Raw genomic sequence first — 15,239 nt, forward strand, 5'->3', positions numbered from 1 at the left:
CTCGGCGAAAGACTCAGAACAGGAAGTAGCGCTGCGCCATCGGCAGCACGTCCGCCGGCTCGCACAGCAGCAGTTGGCCGTCGGCGCGCACCAAGTAGTTCTGCGGATCGACCTCGATGCGCGGGCAGTAGGTGTTGAGCTTGAGATCGGCCTTGCCCAGGCCACGGATGCCGCGCACCGCGCTCAGCGTCTTCTTCAGCCCCAGCGCCTCGCCGACGCCGGCCGCCAGCGCCGCCTGCGAGACGAAGGTCAGCGAGGTGGCCGCCATGGCGCCGCCGAAGGCGCCGAACATCGGCCGGTAGTGCACCGGCTGCGGCGTCGGGATCGAGGCGTTGGCGTCGCCCATCGCCGCCAGCGCGATCATGCCGCCCTTGATCACCAGGCTCGGCTTGACGCCGAAGAAGGCCGGCTTCCACAGCACCAGGTCGGCCAGCTTGCCGACCTCGACCGAGCCGACCTCGTGGGCGATGCCGTGGGTGATGGCCGGGTTGATGGTGTACTTGGCGATGTAGCGGCGGGCGCGGAAGTTGTCGTTGCCGGCGGCGTCCTCGGCCAGCGGGCCGCGCTGGCGCCGCATCTTGTCGGCGGTCTGCCAGGTGCGGATCACCACCTCGCCGACCCGGCCCATCGCCTGCGAATCGGACGAGATCATCGAGAAGGCGCCGAGGTCGTGCAGGATGTCCTCGGCGGCGATAGTCTCGCGCCGGATGCGGCTCTCGGCGAAGGCCACGTCCTCGGCGATGGCCGGGTCGAGGTGGTGGCACACCATCAGCATGTCCAGGTGCTCGTCCAGCGTGTTCACCGTGTAGGGCCGCGTCGGGTTGGTCGACGAGGGCAGCACGTTGGGCTCGCCGCAGGCCTTGATGATGTCGGGCGCGTGGCCGCCGCCGGCGCCCTCGGTGTGGTAGGTGTGGATGGTGCGGCCCTTGAAGGCGGCCAGCGTGGTCTCGACGAAGCCCGATTCGTTGAGCGTGTCGGTGTGGATCGCCACCTGCACGTCCAGCTCGTCGGCCACCGCCAGGCAGTTGTCGATCGCGGCCGGCGTGGTGCCCCAGTCCTCGTGCAGCTTGAGGCCGATGGCGCCGGCCTCGACCTGCTCGCGCAAGGGGCCGGGCAGGCTGGCGTTGCCCTTGCCGGTGAAGCCGAGGTTGACCGGGAAGCCGTCGGCCGCCTGCAGCATGCGCGCCATGTGCCAGCGCCCCGGCGTGACGGTGGTGGCATTGGTGCCGGTGGCCGGCCCGGTGCCGCCCCGATCAGGGTGGTGACGCCGCTGGCCAGCGCCTCGTCGATCTGCTGCGGGCAGATGAAGTGGATATGGCTGTCGATGCCGCCGGCGGTGACGATCAGCCCCTCGCCGGCGATGATCTCGGTGGCGGCGCCGATGGCGATGTCGACGCCGGGCTGGATGTCGGGGTTGCCGGCCTTGCCGATGCCGCTGATGCGGCCGCGCTTGAGGCCGATGTCGGCCTTGACCACGCCCCACCAGTCGAGGATCAGCGCATTGGTGATCACGGTGTCGGCCACCTCGGCGTCGAGCCGCTGGCTCTGGCCCATGCCGTCGCGGATCACCTTGCCGCCGCCGAACTTCACCTCCTCGCCGTAGATCGTGTGGTCGCGCTCGACCTCGATCCACAGCCCGGTATCGGCCAGCCGCAGCTTGTCGCCGACGGTGGGGCCGAACATCTCGGCGTAAGCCTGGCGCGAGATCTTCATAGCTTGCCCATCACTTTCGCCTGGAAACCGTAGACGACGCGGTCGCCGGCCAGCGCCACCAGCTCGACCGTGCGGGTCTGGCCCGGCTCGAAGCGCACCGCGGTGCCGGCCGCGATATCGAGCCGATAGCCGCGGGCGGCCTCGCGGTCGAAGGCCAGCGCGGCGTTGGTCTCGTAGAAGTGGTAGTGCGAGCCGACCTGGATCGGCCGGTCGCCGGTATTGGCCACCGCCAGCCGGACCGTGGGCCGGCCGGCGTTCAGTTCGATGTCGCCGTCGGCGACCTGCATTTCCCCGGGGATCATGGCGGCCTCAGGCGATCGGTTGGTGGACGGTGACCAGCTTGGTGCCGTCGGGGAAAGTCGCTTCGACCTGGACGTCGGCGATCATCTCGGCCACGCCCTCCATCACGTCGGCGCGGCTCAGCAGGGTGGTGCCGTAGCGCATCAGCTCGGCCACGCTCTGGCCGTCGCGCGCGCCCTCGAGCAGCGCGGCCGAAAGGTAGGCCACCGCCTCCGGGTAGTTGAGCTTGAGGCCGCGGGCCTTGCGCCGTTCGGCCAGCAGGCCGGCGGTGAAGATCAGCAGCTTGTCCTTCTCGCGCGGGGTCAGTTCCATCGGGTCTCTTCCTCGTTCTTATCCATCGTCATCGTCGTCTCTGTAGGAGCGGCTTCAGCCGCGAATGGCCGGAGCAGCACCGCCACCATTCGCGGCTGAAGCCGCGCCTACGGAGACCTGATCCATAGGTCGGGCGCTAGGCCCGACAGCGACCTTGATCGACCGCGCTGTCGGGCATGAAGCCCGACCTACCGGGAGACCGCCGCTCATGCGATGAGCCGGTCGATGGGAATAACAAATATCCACAGCTACTCCACATTCATGTCCGCCAGATCCGCGGCGTGATCGGCGGCCGGCCCAGCAACTGCGGCCGCAGCGCCTGCCAGGCCGCGGCGAACGCCTCGCGCAGCGGCTCGGCCTGCGGCGCCAGGCCGCGCAGGCAGACGAGGCCGTCGAGCCGGGTCCAGCCCAGCGTCACGCCGTCCGGCCGCGGCAGCGCGCGCAGCCGGGCCAGCGTGTCGGCGTCGATCTCGCCGGCCGCCAGCAGCGTGCCCAGCACCGGCAGGCCGGCCAGGCCCACCGGCGAGGCCAGCAGCGGATCGCCGCCGCGCAGCCGGCCGCGTTCGACGAACAGCGGCGCCCCGCCGGGCCGCGTGATGCGCAGCGCCTGGCGCCAGTCGCCGCGCTCGAAGCGCTCGCCGGCGGCCGGCCGGCCCAGGCAGACCAGCTCCCACCAGGCCAGCCGCGCGCCCTCGGCCAGCTCGATCTCGACCGTCGAATCGGCCAGCGCGCCGTCGAACACGATGGTCTCCTGCGGCAGCCATTCGAGCGCCGCGCCGGCCGCCACCGCCAGCCGCAGCGACTGCTGCGCGCGCGGCCCGATCGAGCCGTACCACTTGGCCGCGCCCGGGGTGGTCAGCAGCGCGTGGGCGCCGGCCGCCACCTCGACCTCGATCGCCAGCCGGTCGCCGCCGGCGATGCCGCCGGGCGGATGCAGCACGATACCGTGGCAGACCGCCCCGCCTCCGGGTAGAGCGGCTTCTGCAGCACCAGCGGGCCGAGCTGGCCGCGCCGGCGCAGCACCGTGCGGCCGTCGGTGCGCTCGAAGCGGAGTTTCAGTTCGGCGCGCCAGGCGGACGGCGCGAGAGGTGGGTGCATATGCATGGCGTTCGGCCGGCCGTGAAGACTTAGCCCCTCTCCCACCGGGAGAGGGGTTGGGCTGAGGGAGCGCCAGTTCGGCTATCACTGCCAGTGCTGACGACAGCACGCTGGAACCGGCAGCCATGCCTGAACCGGCGCGCCCTCACCCTGCCCTCTCCCGGGGGAGAGGGGGGTCGCGCCGCCTTCCGGCATGGCATGGTCACGCCCAGCCATTCGCCCGCCTGTCCTCATATCGCCAGCAGCCCCCGCACCGCCTCGTCCTGCATCTCCACTCCCGCGCCCTGCCGCACCACCTCGCCGCGCGACATCACCGCGTAGCGGTCGGCCAGGCTGGCGGCGAAGTCGTAGTACTGCTCGACCAGCAGGATGGTCATCTCGCCGCCGGCCGCGAGCTGGCGGATCACCGCCTCGATCTCCTTGATGATCGACGGCTGGATGCCCTCGGTCGGCTCGTCGAGCACCAGCAGGCGCGGCCGCGCCGCCAGCGCGCGGCCGATGGCGAGCTGCTGCTGCTGGCCGCCGGACAGGTCGCCGCCGCGCCGGCGGCGCATGTCGCGCAGCACCGGGAACAGCGCGTAGATCTCGTCCGGCACCTGCCGCGCCGCCTGGCCGCGCAGGCCGGCCAGGCCCATGCGCAGGTTCTCCTCCACCGTCAGCCGGCCGAAGATGTCGCGCCCCTGCGGCACGTAGCCGATGCCGGCGCGCACGCGGCGATGGGTCGGCCAGCCGGAGATGTCCTCGCCCTGCCAGCGGATGCGGCCGCCGCGCAGCGGCAGCAGGCCCAGCAACGCCTTGAGCAGCGTGCTCTTGCCCACGCCGTTGCGTCCCAAGAGCGCGGTGACGCGCCCGGCTGGCGCGGCCAGGTTCACCCCGCGCAGGATGTGGCTGCCGCTGTAGTACTGGTGCAGGTCTTCGATCTCGAGCATGTGTGGGAGCCCTGTGAAACGTGAAAGGTGAAAAGTGAAACGTGAACCCCATCCCCACCCCGGCCCTCCCCTTGAAGGGGAGGGAGCGGGAGCGGTGACTCAATGACGATCGCAGGTCGTGGATGCCTCGCTACGCCACTCCTCCCCTTCAAGGGGGAGGTTGGGAGGGGGATGGGGTTCACGTTTCACTTTTCACCTTTCACGTTTCACCGCCCCAGATAGACCTCGATCACCCGCTCGTCCCGCTGCACCTCGTCCAGCGCCCCCTCGGCCAGCACCCGGCCCTCGTGCAGCACCGTCACCTTGCCGCCGAGCCGGGCGACGAAGTCCATGTCGTGCTCGACCACCATCAGCGAATGCTCGCCGGCCAGCTCGAGGAACAGTTCGGCGGTGCGCGCCGTCTCGTGGTCGGTCATGCCGGCCACCGGCTCGTCGAGCAGCAGCAGCTTCGGTTCCTGCATCAGCAGCATGCCGATCTCCAGCCACTGCTTCTGGCCGTGCGACAGCGCACCGGCCGGGCGGCCGGCCTGGGCCAGCAGGTCGACCTTCGCCAGCATGGCGGCGATGCGGTCGCGCGCCGCGCCGTCGAGCCGCGCGCGCAGGCTGGCGCGCGCCCGCTTGTCGGCCTGCATCGCCAGCTCCAGGTTCTCGAACACCGTCAGCGGTTCGAACACCGTCGGCTTCTGGAACTTGCGGCCGATGCCGCGGCGGGCGATCTCGGGCTCGGACAGCCGGGTCAGGTCCAGCGTCTGGCCGAAGAAGGCGCGGCCGCTGTCGGGCCGGGTCTTGCCGGTGATCACGTCCATCAGCGTGGTCTTGCCGGCGCCGTTGGGGCCGATCACGCAGCGCAGCTCGCCGGCGTCGATGGTCAGCGTCAGCGCGTCGAGCGCGCGGAAGCCGTCGAAGCTGACGGTGATGTCCTCGAGGTAGAGGATCGGCCCGTGCGAGACGTCGACGCCCTCGCCCACGGGCCGGGCATAGCCGACCGGCTCGCTTTCGCGGTCGGCCACGGCAGTGTTTTCGCTCATGGCTTGCCCCCGCGGCGCAGCCGCCGCCACAGCCCGACCACGCCGTCCGGCAGCCACAGCGTGGCGCCGATGAACAGCGCGCCGAGGCAGAACAGCCACAGCTCGGGGAAGGCCTGGGTGAACACGCTCTTGGCGCCGTTGACCAGGCCGGCGCCGAGCAGCGGCCCCAGCAGCGTGCCGCGGCCGCCGAGCGCGACCCAGACCGCGATCTCGATCGAGTTGGCCGGGCTCATCTCGCCCGGATTGATGATGCCGACCTGCGGCACGTAGAGCGCGCCCGCGAGGCCGCAGATCACCGCCGACAGCGTCCAGATCGCCAGCTTGTAGTGCAGCGGCTGGTAGCCGCAGAACATCAGCCGCGATTCGGCATCGCGCACCGCGGTGAGCACCCGGCCGAACTTGGAGCCGGCCAGCCGGCGGGTGAACAGCACCAGGCCGAGCAGCGCGAGGCCGGTGAGCACGCACAGCGCCAGCCGGGTACCGGGCGCGGCGATGGCGAAGCCGGCGATGCGCTTGAAGTCGGTGAAGCCGTTGTTGCCGCCGAAGCCGGTCTCGTTGCGGAAGAACAGCAGCATGGCGGCGTAGGTGAGCGCCTGGGTGATGATCGAGAAGTAGACGCCCTTGATGCGCGAGCGGAAGGCGAAGTAGCCGAACACCAGCGCCAAGAGGCCCGGCACGGCCAGCGCCAATAGCGCGCAGTACCACAGCTGGTCGGTGCCGGCCCAGTACCAGGGCAGCGCCTTCCAGTCGAGGAAGACCATGAAGTCGGGCAGCGCGCTCTGGTAGACGCCGTCGCGGCCGATCGAGCGCATCAGGTACATGCCCATGGCGTAGCCGCCGAGCGCGAAGAACAGGCCGTGGCCGAGCGAGAGGATGCCGGCGTAGCCCCACACCAGGTTCAGCGCCAGCGCCACCATCATGTAGCACATGATCTTGCCGGCCAGCGCCACGCTGGTGGTCGACAGGTGCAGCGGATGGCCCTCGGCCAGCCCGAGGTTGGCCAGCGGCAGCAGCACCAGCAGGATCAGCAGCGCGCCGGCCACCGCCAGCCGGCCGCCGCGGCCCAGCGGCGCCGGCTCCGACGGCGGCAGCGCCGCGCCTTCGATCGCGTGGAGGGGAGCGGCGGCGTTCATCGTTCCACCATCCTGCCCTTGAGGGCGAACAGGCCCATCGGCCGCTTCTGGATGAACAGCACGATCAGCAGCAGGATGGCGATCTTGGCCAGCACCGCGCCGATCTGCGGTTCCAGCAGCTTGGCCAGCATGCCCAGGCCCAGCGCCGCCAGCACCGTGCCGGCCAGCTGGCCGACGCCGCCCAGCACCACCACCATGAAGGAATCGACGATATAGGCCTGGCCGAGGTCCGGCCCGACATTGCCGATCTGCGACAGCGCCACGCCGGCCAGGCCGGCGATGCCGGAGCCGAGGCCGAAGGCCAGCATGTCGATGCGCGCGGTATCGACGCCGACGCAGGCCGCCATCGGCCGATGCTGGGTGACCGCGCGCACGAACAGGCCGAGCCGGCTGCGGTTGACCGCCAGCCACACCGCCGCCAGCACCAGCGCGGCGAAGGCGACGATGGCCAGCCGGTTGTAGGGCAGCACCAGGTTGGGCAGCGCCTGCCAGCCGCCGCTGAGCCAGGACGGATTGGCCACCTCGACGTTCTGCGCGCCGAACAGCACCCGCACCGCCTGCATCAGCGCCAGGCTGATGCCCCAGGTGGCCAGCAGGGTCTCCAGCGGCCGGCCGTACAGGTGGCGGATCACCAGCCGCTCGAGCGCCACGCCGAGCAGCGCGGTGACGCCGAAGGCCACCGGCAGCGCCGCCAGCAGGTAGTAGTCGAGCGCGGCCGGGAAATGACTGCGGTAGAGGCCCTGCACCAGGTAGGTGCAGTAGGCGCCGACCATCAGCAGCTCGCCGTGCGCCATGTTGATCACGCCCAAGAGGCCGTAGGTGATGGCGAGGCCGAGCGCCGCCAGCAGCAGGATCGAGCCGAGGCTGAGCCCGGTGAACAGCTGGCCGGCCAGCTCGCCCCAGAACAGCCGCCGCTCGATCGTGCGCAGGCTGGTGGCGATGTCGGCGCGCACGCCGGCGTCGGTCTCGGCCTGCTGCGCCGCCAGCAGCACCGCGCGCAGTTGCGGCGCGGCGCCCTCGCCCAGCGCCCGCGCCGCGGCGGCGCGCGTCTCGGGCTCGGCCGCGCGCAGTTCGATGCGGGCCGCCGCCAGCGCCAGCGCAGCCCGCACCGCGGGATCGGTCTCCTGGATCAGCCGCCGCCGCAGTTGCGGCAGCAATGCGTCGTCGGCCGACTCGGCCAGCGCCTCGACCGCCGCCAGCCGCGCGGCCGGCTCGGGCGCGGCCAGCTCCAGTTGGGCCAGCGCCGCGTCGAGCGCTCGGCGCAGCCGGTTGTTGAGGCCGGCGCGTTCGAGCGCGTCGAGCGCCACGCCGGCGACCGCGGCGCCGCTCACGGGGTCGACCGCGCGGCCGTCGCGTTCGAGGTAGACCGCGCCGTCGGCGCCGACCAGCAGCGCGCCGTCCTTCAGCGCCGCCAGCACCGGCCGCGCGGCGGGGTCGCCGGCGGTGGCCAGCGTCTCGATCAGCGCGACGCGCGCGTCGTTGTCGCCGTTCGCCAGCGTGGCGAGCTGGGCGGCGTCGAGCGCGCAGGCCGGCAGCGCGGCCAGCGCGCAGGCCAGCGCGAGCGCCTGGCGCCACAGCCGGCGGGGATGCAAGGGCAGGATCATGGCAATTCCCGGTGGAGGGCAGGATGCCGCGGGCGCCTCGGCGCCCGCGGCCGGGCCGGCTTACTTGGCCGCCAGCACCGGTTCGTCCTTCTTCTTGTCGTTGCCGGCGATGAAGGGGCTCCACGGCTGGGCCTTGATCGGCGCCTTGGTCTTCCACACCACGTCGAACTGGCCGTTAGCCTGCACCTCGCCGATCATCACCGGCTTGTGCAGGTGGTGGTTGCGCGCATCCATTTCGAGCACGAAGCCCGACGGCGCCTTGAACCGCTGGCCGCCCATCGCCGCGATCACCTTGTCCACCTCGGTGCTCTTGGCCTTCTCCACCGCCTGCTTCCACATGTGGATGCCGACGTAGGTCGCCTCCATCGGGTCGTTGGTCACCACGGTGGCGGCGTTGGGCAGCTTGTTCTTCACCGCCCAGGCCTTGTACTGCTTGATGAAGGCGGCGTTCTCCGGGTTCTTCACCGATTCGAAGTAGTTCCAGGCCGCCAGGTGGCCGACCAGCGGCTTGGCGTCGATGCCGCGCAGCTCCTCCTCGCCGACCGAGAAGGCCACCACCGGCACGTCGGTGGCCTTGAGGCCGGCGTTGCCCAGTTCCTTGTAGAACGGCACGTTGGAATCGCCGTTGATGGTCGACACCACCGCGGTCTTCTTGCCCTCGGCGGCGAACTGCTTGATCTTGGCGATGATCGACTGGTAGTCGCTATGCCCGAACGGGGTGTACTCCTCCATGATGTCGGACTCGGCCACCCCCTTCGACTTGAGGAAGGCGCGCAGGATCTTGTTGGTGGTGCGCGGGTAGACGTAGTCGGTGCCGAGCAGCACGAAGCGCTTGGCCTCGCCGCCGTCCTTGCCCATCAGGTACTCGACCGCCGGGATCGCCTGCTGGTTGGGCGCCGCGCCGGTGTAGAACACGTTCTTCTCCAACTCCTCGCCCTCGTACTGCACCGGGTAGAACAGCAGCCCGTTCAGCTCCTTGAACACCGGCAGCACCGACTTGCGCGACACCGAGGTCCAGCAGCCGAACACCACCGCGACCTTGTCCTTAGCCAGCAGCTGACGCGACTTCTCGGCGAACAGCGGCCAGTTGGAGGCCGGGTCGACCACCACCGGCTCGAGCTTCTTGCCGAGCACGCCGCCCTTGGCATTGATCTCGGCGATGGTCATCAGCGCGGTTTCCTTCAGCGCCGTCTCGGAGATCGCCATCGTGCCCGACAGCGAATGCAGGATGCCGACCTTGATGGTGTCGGCGGCCAGGGCCGACTGGCCGATGCCGGCCCAGCCGGCGACGGCGGCCGCGACGGCCGCCTGGAGGATGACTCGACGCTTCATGACGCTTCCTTCCCTGTGATTGAACGTGCCTGACGGACGTACTGCTCGAATCGAGCCCGCCATGGGTGGGCGGAGCGGAAAACGTGCTGAGGCGCTGCGGCTTGTGGCGGCCAGCCCGAGCGATGGAACCGGTATTAGCAGGACGCGTGCCAGCTTGCTGCAGCGCAACAAGCGACTGATCGCCAAGGGAAAACGGCGCCGCGCCATTCGGCAGGGACGGACGGCCGCGCACCAGCACGACGCATGGCGCACAATTGCTGCGCCGCATCAGTGAATGATGGTGAAAACCGTGATGGTGCTTGGCTGTAGGAGCGGCTTTAGCCGCGAATGGTGGAGGTTCAGCCATTCGCGGCTGAAGCCGCTCCTACAGGTCGATGACCGGCGCCGTTCGATACGCAGCGGAAATGCCGGCTCGCCGTGAGCCGGGCTTGATTGGAGCGGCATCAGGCCGGTCGACGGCTTTACAGCCGCCGGGCCGCGGCGTAGAAGCGGCCACCCGTATCAGGAAAAACAAATGAACCCGAGCAACCAGGACTGGCTGGAACGCAGCCGCCACGCCGTCTGGCACCCGTGCACCCAGATGAAGCGCCACGAGACCCTGCCCATCGTGCCGATCGCCCGCGGCGAAGGCGCCTGGCTGGTCGATTTCGAAGGCCGTCGCTATCTCGACGGCGTCAGCAGCTGGTGGGTCAACCTGTTCGGCCACGCCAACCCACGCATCAACGCGGCGCTGCTCGACCAGATGAACACGCTCGAACACGTGATCCTGGCCGGCTTCACCCAGCGGCCGGTGGTCGAGCTGTCGGAAAAGCTCGGCGCGCTGACCGGCCTGGGCCACGCCTTCTACGGTTCGGACGGCGCCAGCGCCACCGAGATCGCGCTGAAGATGAGCTACCACTACTGGCGCAACCTCGGCCGCGAGCGCAAGACCGGCTTCGTCAGCCTGGAAAACAGCTACCACGGCGAGACGCTGGGCGCGCTCAGCGTCACCGACGTGCCCTTGTTCAGCGCCACCTACGCGCCGCTGTTGCGCCAGACCCAGCGGGTGAAGTCGCCCGACTGGCGGCTGGCCGAGCCGGGCGAGAGCGCCGAAGCCTATGCGCTGCGCGCGGCAGCCGAGCTGGAAGCGCTGTTCGAAGCGCGCGCCGACGAGCTGGCCGCGCTGATCGTCGAGCCGCTGTGCCAGGGCGCGGCCGGCATGGCGATGTACCACCCGGCCTATCTGCGCCGCGCGCGCGAACTGTGCGATCGGTACCAAGTGCACCTGATCGCCGACGAGATCGCCATGGGCTTCGGCCGCACCGGCACGCTGTTCGCCTGCGAGCAGGCCGGCGGGCTGAGGGAGGGCTGGAAGCCCGATTTCATCTGCCTGTCCAAGGGCATCACCGGCGGCTACCTGCCGTTGTCGGCGGTGCTGACCACCGACGCGGTCTACGCCGCCTTCTACGACGACGAGGTCGGCCGCGGCTTCCTGCACAGCCACAGCTACACCGGCAACGCGCTGGCCTGCCGCGCCGCGCTCGAGGTGCTGGCGATCTTCGAGGACGACGGCGTATTGGCCGCCAACCGCGCCAAGGCCGCCGCGGTGGCCGCCGATTTCGCCCGACTGGCGGCCCATCCGCGGGTCGAGCACGCACGCCAGCTCGGCATGATCTGGGCGTTCGAGGTCAAGGACGCGCAGCCGGGCTTCTCCGGCCGCGTGTTCGAAGCGGCGCTGGCGCGCGGCCTGCTGGTGCGGCCCGTGAGTAATACCGTCTACCTGATGCCGCCCTATGTGGTTAGCATCGGCGAGCTGCAACAGGCTTTCGACGTCCTGCATCGCCTGCTGGACGAAGGCCTGGCCTGAACCCGCGAGGGTTCCCGGGCAAACAGGGAGACGGCGCCATCGCGACTCGCGGCGATATCGCCTATAGAACAACTACATCACTTGCCAGCAACCCCATGCCCCTCGTCCTGAACGTGCCGGAACCGATCAGCGGCCGGCCTCTCTCGGTCGAGACCAATCCCAAGGCCGTCAAGGCCTGGCTGGTCTCGCTGCCGCCTGCCAATCTGCTGGAGACTGGCCGCGCGATCTTCGACGCGCTGACCACGCTCAATCGCGTCAAGCTCGACGCCGACGCCCGGCTGGCGCTGCTGGAGCACTACCAGGTCGCCATCGACCTGCTCGACGCCCCGCTCGAAGCCGCCTACAGCAGCGCCCATGCGCCGGCGCGCGACAAGGCGCGCCAGGCCTCGACGCTGGCGCGCAACCTGCAGCTGGAGCTCGCCAACGGTTACAAGCTGGTGTTGAACGAGCGGCTGAACGCGCGCTTCAGCCTGGGCAACCGCCAGTTGCCCGAGCTGATCCAGAAGCTGATGGCGAACCATTTCAAGCTGATGTGGGTGTGCTGCAAGAGCTATACCGCGGTGCCGGCCGGCGCCTGGCAGGAGGTGCACGCGCTGTTCCGCCACGCCGTACAGCACAAGTGGATCGACGCGCCCGAGAGCGCCGACCACCCGATCCGCACCATCGGCGGCTACTACAAGCAGATGCTGCTGCTGGCGCTGTCCGACCCGTTCCGCTACCACCCGGTCGAGCACGACAAGATCCTCGACCTGATCCGCAACTACGGCGCCGCCGCGCAATTCCAGCCGCTCGGCGCCGCCCAGCATCCGGCCGGGCTGTTCCTGGTGCGGCTCGACGCCGACGTGGCGCCGGCCTTCCTGGGCCAGAAGCCGCTCGACGCCGACGCCTCCGGCGCGATCCTGCTGGACACGATGGAAATGGCGCGCCACCTGCACAAGGCGCTGCACGCGGTCGAGGCCAAGCTGCCCGGCGCCAGCGACCGCGCCAAGGCGCAGGCCTGGATCGACCTGCTCAGGCGGGTGACGCGGCAATGGAGCATCGCGCCCAAGCGAGTGTTCCAGCGCATCCGCGCCAACAGCCGGGTCGAGGTGGCCGGCGGCCTGCGGCTGGCCGCCTACTACCTGAACGGCGCGCGGCCGCTGCTGCAGCCGGTGGTGTTGGACGATGCGGTGGTCGACGACATCGGGCCGATCAGCGTGTCGGGCAGCAGCTTCACCGCGCCGGACGACTGGATGGTGCTGAACGAGAGCCCCGGCGGCTTCGCGCTGCGGCTCAAACCGGCGCCGCAGAACGGCCTCTACCGCGTCGGCGACCTGATCGCGCTGCGCGCCCACGGCCAGGACGCCTGGCTGGTGGCCTGCGTACGCTGGCTGCAGACGGTGGACGAGGGCGAAGCGCTCGAAGTCGGCGCCCAGGTGCTCGCGCCGGGCGGCACGGCGGCGATGATGCGGCCGACCATCGCCCACCAGGGCAGCACCTTCCAGCCTTGCCTGTTGCTGCCCGAAGTGGCCGCGCTCAAGCAGCCGCCACTGATCGCGGCGCCGCGCGGCAGCTTCTCGCCGATGCGGGAGATGGCGATCTATACCGACGACGGCGAGCAGATCGTGCGGGCGGCCAAGCTGCACGAGCAGGCGGTGGGGTTCGATCTGTTCGAGTACAACGACAATACGGCGGGGCGCTGAAGCACGCCGAACATGAGTTACCCATCCAGCGGACTCCAGGAGAACAGGCCAACCGTTTCCTACGGCCTGACCTTGAACACGCTGCGCCCCATCAGCACGAAGAAATTCCCGTTGCGGTAGACCACCCGGCCCAGGTAGGTGCCGATGTCTGCCGGCACACCGCCCGGCCGGACGAGGTAGCGCCGTTTGCCCAGTTGGTTCAGCAGCACGGTGCCGTCCGGGCCGATGATGTCGACGGTGCTGTTGGCGGTGAAGAAAGTGAGTTGCAGATCGACGCCGGCGCTACGCCGCCAGACCTGGCCGATCTGGTTGGCGTCCGGCGCGATATAGGCCAGGTGGCCGTTGGCGATCGCGTATTTCCTGTTCACGGCGTTGAGCCCGCTGACATTGGACACGATGCTTTCGACGCTGCCGTCGTGATAGGCGATGAGGAAAGGCCCGCTGCCGCAACAGGCCGCGCTCTTGAGATAGACCACGCCGATGCCGTCGGTCTGCGGCTCCTGGTTGTACAGGCTGGCGCCGCCGTCCTGGGTCAGCGCCTGCGCCGTACCGCCGCGTAGACGGTAGATATTGCGGCCGGTCGGGCCTGTGCTGTTGCTGGTGTAGATCACGTCGCCGTTGGCGGCCAGCGCGCCCGGGCCGCTCACCGCGGCAGTCGCCTGCGCGGAAGAAACGCCGCTCAGCAAGTCGCGGATCCACAGGGTGGAGTTGGGTGGACGCGTATAGACGGCCCAATCGCCCGCCACGCCGAAGTTGCCGCTGCGGGTGATCTCACCCAGGGCGATCAGGCTGCCCGACCGCCATTCGGCGAGCAGCGGCACGGCCGACGAACCGTCGACCGACCCCTTGACGTAGATCGCGCCAGTCTGGGTCAGGTAACCCGGACCGCCCTGCCGATCGAGCAGGCCCGGCCCGCTGTCGACGAGCACCGTGCTGCCGGTCGTGAGATCCAGCACCTTCAGCGAGGGCAGCGCCGTCGAGATGTCGAGATACAGCACGCGGGAGCCCAGCACGTCCCACACCGGCCCGGCCACGTCGACCACCCGCTGCAGGCCCGGGCCGTCCTCCACGTACAGGGTCTGCGTAATGGACGACTGCCGGCCGGCGGCATCGACGATGTCGAAGACCAGCCGGACCTTGCGACCCAGATAGAGGGTCAGATCGACCACCTTGGAAATGAAATCGGTGCCGGTGGCCACCACATGGGTGTCCTCGATCCTCGCGCTCAGCGAAGTGCAGCGGGTCTGGCCGCTGCCGGTACAGCTGGCGACGATCTTCACCGAGGTCGGCACCACGCTTTCGCTCAACGGCTCGGCAACCGTGACTCGCGGCAGGTCCAGATGGACGAGCGGGACGATGGCATCCGTGGTGTTGGACAGCACGTCGGTGGCCGTCACCACCAGGTCGAGATCACCGCCAGGCAGGTTCGTCGACGAATCGGTACCGGTCCAGGCCTGGCCGATGCCGCCGCCGACATCGGTCAGGCTGAGCGGAATCGTGCGGCCGTTCATGGTGGCGGTCACCGACGCCAGCGACTGGGTCGCAATCACCTTCGCGATGACCTGATAGCTGTCGCCGATCATCTGGTCCGAGGTCGGCTGCAACACCGTGGTCGCAATGGCCGACGATACATTGGCGGCCCGGGCCGTGAACTTCACCGGCGGCAAGCCGCTGACACTGGCTGCAAGCAGATTGGTCCCCTTGGTCACGCCCAGCCGCCAACTGCCGCTCGAAGCGCGCCCTGCGGCATCGGTGCGGGCTTGAGTACGCTGGACCTGGCCGCCGCCACGCGTGACGCTGAACGAGACATCGACGCCTGCCATGGGCGTTCCAAGGTTACTGACCACCAGGACCTCGGGCGCCACCGGTACGGCCATGCCGGGCGCCACGATCTGGCCGTCTCCAACCGTCTTGGCAAGCGATCGCGGCGTCGGGGTTGGCGTCGGGGTTGGTGCCGGTGTCGGGGTCGGTGCCGGTGCCGGCGTTGGTGCCGGCGTTGGTGCCGGCGTTGGCGTCGGCGTCGGCGTTGGTGCCGGCGTCGGCACGGGGCTCGGAACCGGCGTAGGCGTCGGTGCAGGAGTGGGCGTGGTGCCGGCCGGCGTCGATCCGCCATCCCCGTCACCACATGCAGCAAGTCCGCATGCCAAAGGCAGTGCCACGATGGCCAAAGTCAGATAGCGCATCGATTTCCCCTCAACCAGACACCGACGCGCAATAGCAGCGCAGTCGGCGGCTTGCTCTACAGGCCACCCCGGCCGGCCG

Annotated in this window: 11 protein-coding genes and 2 pseudogenes; 2 read left to right on the plus strand and 11 right to left on the minus strand. The window is 69.8% G+C overall.

What is annotated here, in order from left to right:
* Nucleotides 1-13: 13 nt before the first annotated feature.
* The 10 genes and pseudogenes from ureC (H9L41_RS21590) to urtA all read right to left on the minus strand — a co-directional run bounded on the left by ureC (H9L41_RS21590) (nt 14) and on the right by urtA (nt 9,449).
* Entirely contained in the window at nt 14-1,483 is a 1,470-nt protein-coding gene (gene ureC / locus H9L41_RS21590; protein ID WP_308419548.1) for an urease subunit alpha, read from the minus strand.
* Nucleotides 1,420-1,713: pseudogene (gene ureC, locus H9L41_RS25885) on the minus strand (urease subunit alpha); the annotation flags it as partial. The pseudogene ureC (H9L41_RS25885) and the gene ureC (H9L41_RS21590), both read right to left, overlap by 64 nt.
* Complete coding sequence (locus H9L41_RS21595; protein ID WP_028447723.1) at nt 1,710-2,015, minus strand: urease subunit beta; 306 nt, start codon at nt 2,013-2,015, stop codon at nt 1,710-1,712. The gene H9L41_RS21595 and the pseudogene ureC (H9L41_RS25885), both read right to left, overlap by 4 nt.
* A gap of 7 nt (nt 2,016-2,022) precedes the next feature.
* Complete coding sequence (gene ureA / locus H9L41_RS21600; protein WP_028447724.1) at nt 2,023-2,325, minus strand: urease subunit gamma; 303 nt, start codon at nt 2,323-2,325, stop codon at nt 2,023-2,025.
* Between the two features lie 259 nt (nt 2,326-2,584).
* Nucleotides 2,585-3,429: pseudogene (locus H9L41_RS21605) on the minus strand (urease accessory protein UreD).
* A gap of 224 nt (nt 3,430-3,653) precedes the next feature.
* Nucleotides 3,654-4,352: an urea ABC transporter ATP-binding subunit UrtE gene (gene urtE / locus H9L41_RS21610; protein ID WP_028447726.1), complete on the minus strand. Its 699-nt coding sequence runs from the start codon at nt 4,350-4,352 to the stop codon at nt 3,654-3,656.
* Nucleotides 4,353-4,558: 206 nt separating this feature from the next.
* A complete protein-coding gene (gene urtD / locus H9L41_RS21615) occupies nt 4,559-5,380 on the minus strand; it encodes an urea ABC transporter ATP-binding protein UrtD (RefSeq protein ID WP_034607948.1) in 822 nt (273 codons plus the stop codon).
* The gene (gene urtC, locus H9L41_RS21620; RefSeq protein WP_084300552.1) at nt 5,377-6,513 is read right to left on the minus strand and encodes an urea ABC transporter permease subunit UrtC; all 1,137 of its coding nucleotides are present in this window, start codon (nt 6,511-6,513) and stop codon (nt 5,377-5,379) included. The genes urtD and urtC overlap by 4 nt, the downstream gene beginning before the upstream one ends.
* Entirely contained in the window at nt 6,510-8,117 is a 1,608-nt protein-coding gene (urtB, locus tag H9L41_RS21625) for an urea ABC transporter permease subunit UrtB (protein WP_028447728.1), read from the minus strand. Before urtB ends, urtC begins: the two co-directional genes overlap by 4 nt.
* Nucleotides 8,118-8,177: 60 nt before the next feature.
* Nucleotides 8,178-9,449 carry an urea ABC transporter substrate-binding protein gene (gene urtA, locus H9L41_RS21630; RefSeq protein ID WP_028447729.1) on the minus strand — a complete coding sequence of 424 codons (1,272 nt, stop codon included), beginning with the start codon at nt 9,447-9,449 and terminating at the stop codon, nt 8,178-8,180.
* Between the two features lie 514 nt (nt 9,450-9,963).
* On the opposite strand from urtA, the gene bioA reads away from it, so the two are divergent.
* A complete protein-coding gene (gene bioA, locus H9L41_RS21635) occupies nt 9,964-11,295 on the plus strand; it encodes an adenosylmethionine--8-amino-7-oxononanoate transaminase (protein ID WP_028447730.1) in 1,332 nt (443 codons plus the stop codon).
* A gap of 95 nt (nt 11,296-11,390) precedes the next feature.
* Entirely contained in the window at nt 11,391-12,977 is a 1,587-nt protein-coding gene (locus H9L41_RS21640; RefSeq protein ID WP_028447731.1) for a cyclic-di-GMP receptor FimW-related protein, read from the plus strand.
* Between the two features lie 59 nt (nt 12,978-13,036).
* Here the strand turns inward: H9L41_RS21640 and H9L41_RS21645 are convergent, their stop codons facing one another.
* A complete protein-coding gene (locus H9L41_RS21645; protein ID WP_187523589.1) occupies nt 13,037-14,866 on the minus strand; it encodes a hypothetical protein in 1,830 nt (609 codons plus the stop codon).
* Nucleotides 14,867-15,239: the final 373 nt, after the last annotated feature.

It is taken from the genome of Chitinimonas koreensis (assembly GCF_014353015.1).
In the GTDB taxonomy this organism is placed as follows: domain Bacteria; phylum Pseudomonadota; class Gammaproteobacteria; order Burkholderiales; family Chitinimonadaceae; genus Chitinimonas; species Chitinimonas koreensis.

Excerpts from the sequence above, each read along its gene's own strand:
- urtB (WP_028447728.1), bottom strand. The coding sequence starts at position 8,117 with ATGATCCTGCCCTTGCATCCCCGCCGGCTGTGGCGCCAGGCGCTCGCG.
- urtA (WP_028447729.1), bottom strand. The coding sequence starts at position 9,449 with ATGAAGCGTCGAGTCATCCTCCAGGCGGCCGTCGCGGCCGCCGTCGCC.
- bioA (WP_028447730.1), top strand. The coding sequence starts at position 9,964 with ATGAACCCGAGCAACCAGGACTGGCTGGAACGCAGCCGCCACGCCGTC.
- urtE (WP_028447726.1), bottom strand. The coding sequence starts at position 4,352 with ATGCTCGAGATCGAAGACCTGCACCAGTACTACAGCGGCAGCCACATC.
- H9L41_RS21595 (WP_028447723.1), bottom strand. The coding sequence starts at position 2,015 with ATGATCCCCGGGGAAATGCAGGTCGCCGACGGCGACATCGAACTGAAC.
- ureA (WP_028447724.1), bottom strand. The coding sequence starts at position 2,325 with ATGGAACTGACCCCGCGCGAGAAGGACAAGCTGCTGATCTTCACCGCC.
- urtC (WP_084300552.1), bottom strand. The coding sequence starts at position 6,513 with ATGAACGCCGCCGCTCCCCTCCACGCGATCGAAGGCGCGGCGCTGCCG.
- urtD (WP_034607948.1), bottom strand. The coding sequence starts at position 5,380 with ATGAGCGAAAACACTGCCGTGGCCGACCGCGAAAGCGAGCCGGTCGGC.
- H9L41_RS21640 (WP_028447731.1), top strand. The coding sequence starts at position 11,391 with ATGCCCCTCGTCCTGAACGTGCCGGAACCGATCAGCGGCCGGCCTCTC.